This is a genomic window from Armatimonadota bacterium, assembly GCA_031459715.1.
Taxonomy (GTDB): Bacteria; Sysuimicrobiota; Sysuimicrobiia; order Sysuimicrobiales; family Humicultoraceae; genus Humicultor; species Humicultor tengchongensis.
The window spans coordinates 125,649-135,903 of sequence record JAVKIA010000004.1; the positions used below are offsets into that span (position 1 = coordinate 125,649).

Genomic DNA, 10,255 nt, shown 5'->3' on the forward strand with positions numbered 1-10,255 from the left:
ATCACACCCTAGCTTTGGCTTTTTCCAGTTCTGCCCGCAGCTTGGCCGCGTCGGCCAGGAAGCGCGCCTGACCCACGTCGGTCAGCGCGTGCTTGAAGAGTTGCTCCAGGACCTTGAAGGGCATGGTAGCGATGTGGGCGCCGGCCAGCGCCGCCGCGGTGACGTGCAGGGGGTGACGCAGGCTGGCCGCCAGCACCTGGGTGGAGAATCCGTAGGTGCGCACCATCTGCACCGCATCCCGCACCACCTGCATGCCGTCGTGGCCGATGTCGTCCAGGCGCCCCACAAAGGGGCTGACGAAGGTGGCGCCCGCCTTACAGGCCAGCAGCGCCTGGTTGGCGGAGAAGGTCAGGGTAACGTTAACGGCGATACCCCGCCCCCGCAGCTGGCGACAGGCCTGCAGCCCCTCTGGAGTCATCGGCACCTTGACCACCACATTGGGGGCCCAGCCAGCAAACTCCACTCCCTGGCGGACCATCTCTTCGGCGTCGTCGCTGGTGGTCTCCACGGATATGGGCCCTCTCACCAGCCTGGCGATCTCCAGGATCTGGGCCTTGTGCTCCCGCCCCTCGCGGGCCACCAGGGTAGGGTTGGTGGTCACCCCGTCGCACAACCCCCAGGCCACCGCCTGGCGGATCTCCTCCAGATTGGCCGTGTCCAGAAAGAACTTCATGGTCGCCCCCCGCCAGCGGTCACGGTCCCGTGGCCTCGATGTAGACTACGTCGCCCACGTCGCTCTCCTTGAGGAACTGCAGGACATCCCCCGGACGCAGCCCCCCCAGGGAGGCGCGGCGGTCGTTGCGGTAGACCGCATGAGCCGGGGCCACGCGGAAGGTGCGCACCGCCTTCTTCTCGTCCTCAATGCTGATGGTGGGCGGCCGGCTCTCCCGCAGCCCGCGGAAGACACCCTTCTGGAAGTCGTACTTCTTCAGTAACCCCATGAGCACGTCCAGGGCCACAGCGGCGTCGGCCCGGGTCGCCCCCTGGGCTGGCCGGAAGGCGCCGTCTAGCAGGGGGATCATCTTTCGCTCAATGGCCACCGCCACGCTGCCGCGCGCCCAGGGCAACACCGCGGCGTTATCCGAGACGGGCAGGGTCGCCGTGGCCCGACTGAACGCCTCGGCATCCAGGCCGCCGGCGCGCACGGCCAGGGCGGCCAGCTCCGCCCGGGTGACGGGCTGGTCGGGGCGGAAGGTGTTGTCCGGGTATCCCACCACCAGCCCCTTCTGGAAGAAGAGGGACAGCGAAGTGGGGGAGGTCTTGGTGGTGTGCACGGCGACGACCTCATAGCGCCCGGGACCGATGGGCCGGTCGTTCTGGTCCAGCTGCCGCCACCGGGTGTTGAAGTTCATGGACTTCCCCGCGGCCAGTGGCACAGGCTTCTCCACGGGCAGGAAGGCCCGCCCCAGAGACCAGCGGGCCACCTCCATGCCGTCCGCCCGCCGGACGATGAAGTCGTGGAACTGGGAGTTGTGGTACTCGAACAGGACGTCCTCCTTCCCCGTGTTGCTGATGACAAAGGTGAGGAGCACCTCCTCCTGAGGGCCGTAGGCCACCTTGTCCACGGTCAGGGTGTAGAGGATGTCCCCCTTCTTCAACTCTACGCTGCGTGCCGACACCGTCCCCATGCTGACCGCAGCGGCCACGGCGGGGCGGGCCCCCTGAGGGATCCGCTCCAGGTCCCCGAACTCCGGCGACACCAGCCCCTGCCCGGAAACCCCCAGCAGGCGCACCAGGAACAGGACCATCTCCAGGCGAGTGACCACGCTACCGGGGAGGAACCGGCCGTCGGCCGTCCCCCGGACAACCCCCTTGGCGGCCAGGCGCTCGATGGCCCGCTGCGCCGGAAGCCCGCTAATGTCCGTAAAGATGTCGGCCCATGCGGGCGCAGCCAGGGCCAGCAGCAGCAACCCGCAGGTGAGGGTACGCATCAGGTGTCTCTTCCGGGTGGTGGTCATTGGGAGTTCGGTGTGCGCGGGTCGGACCTCACGGTTTAGGGAACGGCCGGCGCGCTCCAGTCGCCTGCACGTCATGTTGTCGATCGGGATGCTGGCTCGGAAAGGCCGTTCCGTCGAGTGGCCGCTCTGCAGTTCGCCTTCGAACTCTCGGCCTCCTGCTAGTCACTATACCTTATGCTCCCCCTTCTCGCCCAGGGGGAGGCGGCGTCACATCCGCTCGGGGGCGGACACCCCGATCAGGCCCAGCGTCCGCCGCAGCACCAGGCGGACGGCATCCGCCAGGATGAGGCGGGCGGTGGTGAGGGCGGGGTCGTCGGAGAGCACCCGGCACTGGGTGTAGAAGACGTGGAAGGCCTCGGCCAGCCCGCGGGCGTAGGCGCACAGCCGCTGCGGCTCACGTCGCACCCCGGCTGCCTCGATGACCTCGGGGAGCTCTCCCAGGGCGTGCAGCAGGGCGATCTCCGCCTCGTGGGTGAGGACGGAGAAGTCGGCCCGCTGGACGGCGGCCTCCGACACCCGCCAGTTCCCCGCCGCCGGAGCTACCACCTGCTGCCCCACAGGGTGCGCCAGGGCCTCCCTGAAGATGCTGCTGATGCGGGCGTGAGCATACTGCACGTAGTAGACGGGATTCTCCTGGGACCTCTCCCGCGCCAGCTGCCAGTCGAAGTCCATGGGCACGGAGGGGCTGTACATGCAGAAGAAGTAGCGCGCCGCATCCCGTCCCACCGCGTCTAGCAGGTCCTGCAGGGTCACGTACTCGCCCCGCCGCTTGGACATGCGCAGCAGCTCCCCCTCGTTGCGCAGGCGCACATGCTGGTAAAGGACTATCTCCAGGCGGCTCACGTCCACTCCCAGCGCCGCCAGGCCACCCTTGACCCGGGCGACGTCGCCGATGTGGTCGATCCCCCAGACGTTGATCAGGTGGTCGAAGCCCCGCTCCAGCTTGTTCAGGTGGTAGGGGATGTCTGCCGCGTAGTACATGGGCCAGCCGCTGCTGCGGATGATCACCCGGTCCTTCTCGTCGCCGAAGCTGGTGGAGCGGAACCAGACGGCGCCGTCCTGCTCGTAGAGCAGGCCCCGCTCCCGCAGGAGGGCCAGGACCCGGTCCACGGCGCCCTGCTCGTAGAGGCTGCGCTCGCTGAACCAGACGTCGAAGTGAATGCCGAAGGCCTCCAGGGTGCGCCGGATGTCCGCCAGGATCTCGCCCAGGGCGAAGTCGCGGAACGCCGCCAGCCGCTCCTCCTCCGGCCGCTCCAGCCAGGCGGCGCCGTCCCTCTCTACCAGGCGCAGCGCCAGCTCCCGCACGTACTCCCCGCGGTAGCCGTCCTCGGGGAAGGGTTGCTCCCGGCCGAAGTGCGCGGCGTAGTGGTAGGCCACGCTTTGGGCCAGAGTGTGCACCAGCAGCCCAGCGTCGTTGATGTAGTACTCCCGGGTGACCCGGTAGCCCAGTGCCTGCAGGAGGTTGGCCAGGACGTCGCCGATCACCCCGTTGCGCCCGCTGCCGATGTGCAGCGGCCCCGTGGGATTGGCGCTGACGAACTCGATGTTCACCCGCCTGCCCCCGCCCACGTCCCGGCTGCCGTAGGCCTCTCCGACGGTATGGATATGCCGCAGGAGCTGGTGCAGCCAGGCCGGCGCCAGGAAGAAGTTGATGAATCCGGCGCCGGCCACCTCCACCCGGGCCACCTGCTGGGGAGAGAGCTCCAGGGCGTCGACCAGGATCCGGGCCACCTCCCGCGGCGGTCGCCCCGTGGAGCGGGCCAGCACCAGAGGCAGGTTAGTGGCGTAGTCGGCACGGCGGCGCCCCCGGGGGACCTCCACCTCCACCTCGGGCAGAGGGACGTCGGGGAGGGCTCCCGCGGCCATGGCCCGCCGGGCCGCCGCTTCCAGAGAGGTGCGCAACGCAGCCCGGAACACGTGGGCAGTCTACCACACGATGCCCGTCCCCGCGGGGTGGAGGCCGGGGATGGTCACAGGCAGGCGCCCGCGTGGCGGAGACGCCCCCGCCAGGACCCTCGCCGCCGCCCGGAGGAGCACGGGCTCCCGGCCGTAGGTGACCAGATAGTTGGATACCGTCGGGGTGGCGGCCAGGTCGTAGGGTGTCCCCGTGGCTACCAGGACCAGTCGGTCGCCGTGCACCTGCTGCGCCCGGCGCACCAGCTCTACGTGCCAGGGCGACGGGCGGCCGCGACTGCAGGTAACGAGGATCACAATCCCTCGCTCCTGGGGCGCGCCGTCCCACCCAGCCCCCAGCGGCAGCCGGAGGTCCCGCGCCGGGCGGTGCAGCTCCCGCAGCATCTCCCCCAGCGTGGGACCGGCGTCCCCGGCTGGCAGCTCGCCGGGTGCAGGGGTCACCACCAGCACCGGTCCGTCCGGCAGGGGAACCGTCCCCGGACCGCGGCGCACCAGCGTCACCGCCAGCGCGGCCATCTCCTCCGCCCGCGCCCGCACGGTGGTCTCATCCACCCCCGCCTCCTCCGCTCCGGCCTCCCCCACCGCCGGTCCCTCCGCAGGCCCGGCCGGGGGGCAGACGGCCGCCCGCAGCCGCTGCAGGCGCTGGTGGGACTGACGCAGGCGGGCAACGCTCAATACCCCTTCGGCGAGGGCACGGTCCACCGCGCCGAAGACCTCCTCCTGCAGGTCTTCCTCCCCCAGGGCCAGAAGGACGTCGGCCCCCGCCAGCAGGGCGAGCACCGCCGCGGTGCCGGCCCCCACGTGGTCCCTGACCGCGGCCATGGAGAGCGCGTCGGTGAAGACGACCCCGTCGAACCCCCACTTCCGGCGCAACACCCCCTCCAGCAGCGGGGGGCAGAGGGTGGCCGGAAGAGGGGAGAGGGCGGTGAAGGCCACGTGCGCGGTCATCAGCGCCGGCAACCCCTGTTGGACCGCCCGGCGAAACGGGAGGAGTTCCAAGGCCTCCAGCCGTTCCAGCCCGTGACCCACCAGGGGAAGGTCCAGGTGGGAGTCCTGGTCCGCGTCGCCGTGCCCGGGGAAGTGCTTGCCGGTGGCCGCCACGCCAGCCCGGCGCAGGCCGCGGGCGAAGGCGCAGCCCAACCGGGCCACCAGCTCCGGGTCCTCGCCGAAGGAGCGGATCCCGATGACGGGGTTCTCGGGGTTGGAGTTGACGTCCAGGACGGGGGCGAAGTTGACGGCGCAGCCCGCGGCGCGCAGCGCCCGCCCGGCCAGGCCCCCGGCCTCCTCGGCCAGCGCTGCGGAGCCCGTCGCCCCCAGCGCCATCGCTCCGGGCAGTCCCAGCGGCAACCGCTCCACCGCGCCGCCCTCCTGGTCCATCGCAATCACCAGCGGAGGGGCACCCGCCTGTCGCGCCAGCTCCTGCAGCTCCCGGCAGAGGTGCGCCACCTGCGCTGCGCTCTCAACGTTCTTGGGAAAGAGGACGACCCCGCCCAGGTGCCGCCGGGCGATCAGGTGGGAGACGCGGGGAGGGGGGGAGCGGCCGGCGAAGTCCACCATTACCAGCGGGCCGACCAGCCCCTCTGCGGCCGGAAGATTCACCGGAGCGTGCCGCCGCTACTGGCGCAGCTCGGTCAGGACCACCGTCAGGGTGATCCGCCGCCCGCCGCGGACGACCTGCACCTGCACCCGATCCCCCGGCCGCCTCTCGAAGAGGGTGCGCCGCAGGTCGTTGATCCCCCGGATGGTCTGCCCGTTGATGCCCACGATGATGTCATTGGGCATCATGCCTGCGGTGGCCGCGGGGCTGCCCGGGGGCACATCCCGCACGATCACCCCGTGGTCTGTGGGCAGGCCGTAGGAGCGCTGGATCAGCGGGTCGATCTCTCCGCCCAGGATGATCCCCAGCGCCGGCCGCACCACCCGCCCGGTCTGGATCAGCTGGTTCATGATGGTCACGGCGATGTCCACGGGGATGGCGAAGCCGATGCCCTGGGCGTCGCGGACGATGGCGGTGTTAATGCCAATGAGCCGCCCCGCACTATCCACCAGCGCGCCCCCGCTGTTGCCCGGGTTGATGGCCGCGTCGGTCTGGATCAGGTTGTCCACCACAAAGTCGGGACTGATCTGGATGCTCCGATTGAGGGCGCTGATCACCCCCACCGTCACGCTGCTGCCCAGGCCGAAGGGGTTGCCGATGGCGATGGCCATCTGCCCCACCTTGAGGCTGCCGCTGGTCCCCAGCTCTGCCACGGGCAGGGCGCGGTCGCTCTCCACCTTGATCACGGCCAGATCGGTGAAGCGGTCGGCGCCGACCACGCGCCCGGGCAGCTTCTTCCCGGTGAGCAGGGTCACGGTGATTTCCTGCGCTCCCTGAATGACGTGGAAGTTGGTGAGAATGAGCCCGTCGCTTCGCACGATGACCCCCGATCCCGCCCCCTCCTGGGGGAAGATGCCGAAGAAGGTCTGCACCTGGGCCTGGGTGGTGATGTTCACCACCGCCGGGCGCACCTTCTCTACGGCCTTGATCACCGCCGACTCCTCGGTCTCCACCGCCCGCGGTACCGTCAGAGTGGGGCCCTGCAGGGGCCCGGGGGTGGGCGGGACAGCGGTCGGCGGCGGCAGCGAGGGCGCACTGCTGAGGCGGGGGAGGTAGCGCGGCAGGTAGGTGTTGCCCAGCGCCGCGCCCAGGATCAGGGAGAGCAGCACCACGAAGACGATGGTGGAGAACCCCGGAGGCATGCGCCGGGATGGGCCAACGCTCACGGTGACCTCCTTACAACCGGATTGCAGCGCGCCTCCATTATAATCCGTCGCCTCATAGCGCGACGCGCCGCCCGACCTGCCTCCGGTGGTATAATGCTGCGGACAGCATCATGTCACCATGGTTGCGCCGGCCAAAGTACACCTCGCTGCAGCGCCGGGAGATGCCCAGCGGGCTGTGGGCCAGGTGCCCCCGCTGCAAGCGTCTCATCTACCAGAAGGAACTGGAGCGCAACCTGCAGGTCTGTCCCCGCTGCGGCCATCATCACCGCCTCTCCGCCCCCCAGCGCCTGGCCATCACCCTGGACCCGGGAAGCTTCGTGGAATTTGACGCCGGGCTGACCTCCGTTGATCCCCTGGGGTTCGTCGGCTACGCGGAGAAGCTGGAGGAAGCCCGCCGCCGCACCGGCCGTGCGGAGGCGGCGCTTTGCGGCATGGGCACCGTGCATGGGTTCCGTACGGTGGTCGCAGTGCTGGACTTCCCCTTCATGGGCGGGTCCATGGGCTCGGTGGTGGGCGAGAAGGTGGCTCGCGCCGCCGAGCGGGCGCTGCAGCACGGTCTGCCGCTGGTCACTTTTTCCGCCTCCGGAGGGGCGCGCATGCAGGAGGGGGCGCTGGCGCTGATGCAGCTGGCCAAGACCAGTGCCGCCGTGGCCCGGCTGCACCAGGAGCGACTGCCCTACATCTCGGTGATGTGCGACCCCACCACCGGGGGGGTGACCGCGTCCTTCGCCTTCCTGGGCGACCTGATCCTGGCCGAGCCCGGAGCGCTCATCGGGTTTGCCGGGCGGCGGGTGATCGAGCAGACCATCGGGCGCCGTCTGCCCGAGACCTTCCAGACGGCGGAGTTCTGCCTGGAGCACGGGCTGATCGACATGATTGTCCCCCGCGAGCAGATGCGTCCCCTGCTGGGGCGGCTACTCCGCTTCTTTGGGGCACCGCGCGTCGGCCAGGCCGAGCCGGCGTAGATCATGGCCGCCGAGCCGCTGCCGATCCCTCAGGGCCTGCCCGCCACCTCCCGCCTCTCGCCATGGGAGATCGTGCAGCTGGCGCGCCACCCGCAGCGGCCCAAAGGCCCCGACTTCATCCACGGGCTGGTCACCGACTTCGTGGAGGTGCACGGGGACCGCCTCTTCCGCGACGACCCGGCACTGCTGGCCGGCCTGGGCTGGTTCGAGGAGCAGCCGGTGGTGGCGGTGGGACCGTACAAGGGGCGCGACACCCGGGAGAACCTGGCGCACAACTTCGGCATGCCCAACCCCGAGGGCTACCGCAAGGCGCTGCGGGTGATGAAGCTGGCGGAGAAGTACGCCTACCCTGTGCTCTCCTTCGTGGACACGCCCGCCGCCTTTCCCGGGGACGAGGCGGAGGAACGGGGACAGGCCCAGGCCATCGCCCGCAACATCATGGAGATGAGCACCCTGCGCACCCCCATCGTGGTGGTGATCACCGGCGAGGGGGGCAGCGGGGGAGCGCTGGCCCTGGGCGTGGGGGACGTGGTGCTGATGCTGCAGCACGCCATCTACACGGTCATCCCCCCGGAGGGGTGCGCGGCCATCCTCTGGCGCGACGCCTCGCGGGCCCGGGAGGCAGCGGAAGCGCTGCGGCTGACGGCGGAGGACCTGGCCGCGCTGGGCGTCATCGACGAAATCATCCCCGAGCCGAAGGACGGGGCGCACCGCGACCCGGACGCTGCCGTGGCGGCGGTGCGGGAACCGCTGCGCCGGCACCTCAGGGCGCTGCGGGATATTCCCCCGGAGCGGCTGCCGGCCCTGCGCTACGAACGGTACCGGCGGATGGGACGGCAAGTGGAGAGCCTCTCCCGCGGCTAGGAGCCTGCCCGAGAACTGTGGCAGAGTAGGGGGCGGGTGAGGTGCCAATGGAGCACAGCTTCGACCTGGAGGAGATCCGCGCGCTTTTGCAGATCGCCGCCGAGGCAGACATCACGGAGCTCACCGTGGAGTCGCCGCGGTTGAAGGTGACCATCAAGAAGGCGGCGGGACGGACGGAGGTCCCCACTCCCTCTGCGGCCCGCCCGCCGCGGCCAGCCTCGCCCGAGCCGCCCGCTCCCGCGCTCTCCCCGGCGGGGACGGCCGTCTCCGAGGAGGAGCTGGCTGCGGCGGGGGAAGTCGTGCCCGATCATCTCAAGACCATCACCGCCCCCATGGTGGGAACCTTCTACCGCGCCCCTTCCCCCGACGCGCCGCCGTTCATCCGGGAGGGGGATGTGGTGCAGGCCGGGCAGACCGTCTGCATCATCGAGGCCATGAAGCTCTTCAACGAGATCCAGAGCGAGGTGAGCGGCCGGGTGGTGCGTATCCTCTCGGAGAACGGCGCCCCGGTGGAGTATGGCCAGCCTCTGGTGCTGCTTGAGCCGCTGCCCTGAGCCAAGCGTGTTGACCAAGGTGCTCATGGCCGACCCCATCCCTCACATTCGCTCAGGGAATGTGCGGGAACCCCGGGGCTGATGTTCAACAAGGTGCTCATCGCCAACCGGGGCGAGATCGCCGTGCGCATCATCCGTGCATGCCGCGAGCTGGGCCTCCGCACCGTCGCTGTGTACTCGGAGGCGGACCGTAACGCGCTGCACGTCAGGCTGGCCGACGAGGCCTTCTGCATCGGTCCGCCGCCGGCCGCGGAATCCTACCTGAATATCCCCAACATCCTGAGCACGGCGGAGATCCTGGGGGTGGACGCCATCCACCCCGGCTACGGGTTCCTGGCAGAGAACGCCCAGTTCGCCGAGATCTGCGCCGACCTGAAGATCGCCTTCATCGGGCCCGGCGCCGACGCTATTCGCAGGATGGGGGACAAGGCCCAGGCACGGCAGGTGATGCAGAAGGCCGGGGTCCCCGTGGTGCCGGGCAGCGAGGGGCCGGTGGATGGGGAGCGGCAGGTCCTGGAGCTCGCCAGGACCATCGGCTTCCCTCTGCTGCTCAAGGCCTCCGCCGGCGGGGGCGGCCGGGGCATGCGCGTGGTCCACTCGCGAGAAGACCTGCGCGCGGCGCTGCAGGTGGCGCAGCGGGAGGCGGAGGCCGCCTTCGGCGACGGGAAGCTGTACGTGGAGAAGTACGTGGACGAGCCGCGGCACGTAGAGGTGCAGATCCTGGCGGATGGGCACGGCGGGCTGATCCACCTGGGTGCACGGGACTGCTCGGTGCAGCGGCGGCACCAGAAGCTCCTGGAGGAGTCCCCGCCGCCGCGGCTGCGGGAGAAGACGCTGGAGCGCCTGGCCCGGGCGGCGCTGCGGGCGGCGCAGGCCATCCACTACGTCAACGCGGGGACGGTGGAGTTTCTGGTGGACAAGCAGGAAAACATCTACTTCATGGAGATGAACACCCGCCTGCAGGTGGAGCACCCGGTGACGGAGATGGTGACGGGGGTGGACCTGGTCAAGGAGCAGATCCGCATCGCCGCGGGCGAACGACTGTCACTCTCGCAGCGGGAGGTGGCCTTCAGCGGCCACGCCATCGAGTGCCGGATCAACGCCGAGGACCCCCGGCACGACTTCCGCCCTTCGCCCGGCCCGCTGGCGTCGTTCATCCCGCCCGGGGGACCGGGCGTCCGCGTGGACACCCACTGCTTCCCCAGGTACGTGGTGCCGCCGCACTACGACTCGTTGC

General features: G+C 70.3%; 9 protein-coding genes. 4 read left to right on the forward strand and 5 right to left on the reverse strand.

All coding sequences use genetic code 11. The annotated features are described in order from the left end of the window. Position 1: 1 nt before the first annotated feature. The 5 genes from fsa to QN152_03260 form a co-directional block, all read right to left on the reverse strand. Entirely contained in the window at positions 2 to 673 is a 672-nt protein-coding gene (gene fsa, locus QN152_03240; GenBank protein ID MDR7538532.1) for a fructose-6-phosphate aldolase, read from the reverse strand. Between the two features lie 19 nt (positions 674 to 692). Next, entirely contained in the window at positions 693 to 1,931 is a 1,239-nt protein-coding gene (locus QN152_03245) for an S-layer homology domain-containing protein (GenBank protein MDR7538533.1), read from the reverse strand. A gap of 234 nt (positions 1,932 to 2,165) precedes the next feature. Then, positions 2,166 to 3,875 carry an arginine--tRNA ligase gene (gene argS, locus QN152_03250; protein MDR7538534.1) on the reverse strand — a complete coding sequence of 570 codons (1,710 nt, stop codon included), beginning with the start codon at positions 3,873 to 3,875 and terminating at the stop codon, positions 2,166 to 2,168. A gap of 9 nt (positions 3,876 to 3,884) precedes the next feature. After that, positions 3,885 to 5,471, reverse strand: a complete 1,587-nt coding sequence (gene nagZ, locus QN152_03255; protein ID MDR7538535.1) for a beta-N-acetylhexosaminidase — start codon at positions 5,469 to 5,471, stop codon at positions 3,885 to 3,887. Between the two features lie 15 nt (positions 5,472 to 5,486). Further along, positions 5,487 to 6,635, reverse strand: coding sequence for a trypsin-like peptidase domain-containing protein (locus QN152_03260; GenBank protein ID MDR7538536.1), 1,149 nt, complete (start codon positions 6,633 to 6,635; stop codon positions 5,487 to 5,489). A 110-nt stretch (positions 6,636 to 6,745) separates the two neighbouring features. Here QN152_03260 and accD point away from each other — a divergent pair, with 110 nt between their 5' ends. The 4 genes from accD to accC all read left to right on the forward strand — a co-directional run. Next, entirely contained in the window at positions 6,746 to 7,600 is an 855-nt protein-coding gene (gene accD, locus QN152_03265; GenBank protein MDR7538537.1) for an acetyl-CoA carboxylase, carboxyltransferase subunit beta, read from the forward strand. A 3-nt stretch (positions 7,601 to 7,603) separates the two neighbouring features. Continuing rightward, a complete protein-coding gene (locus QN152_03270) occupies positions 7,604 to 8,464 on the forward strand; it encodes an acetyl-CoA carboxylase carboxyltransferase subunit alpha (GenBank protein ID MDR7538538.1) in 861 nt (286 codons plus the stop codon). Between the two features lie 47 nt (positions 8,465 to 8,511). Then, positions 8,512 to 9,018 (forward strand): acetyl-CoA carboxylase biotin carboxyl carrier protein, encoded by a 507-nt coding sequence (accB, locus tag QN152_03275; GenBank protein MDR7538539.1) that lies wholly within the window; start codon positions 8,512 to 8,514, stop codon positions 9,016 to 9,018. Between the two features lie 78 nt (positions 9,019 to 9,096). Beyond that, a partial coding sequence (gene accC, locus QN152_03280) for an acetyl-CoA carboxylase biotin carboxylase subunit (GenBank protein ID MDR7538540.1) occupies positions 9,097 to 10,255 on the forward strand: 1,159 nt, incomplete at its 3' end.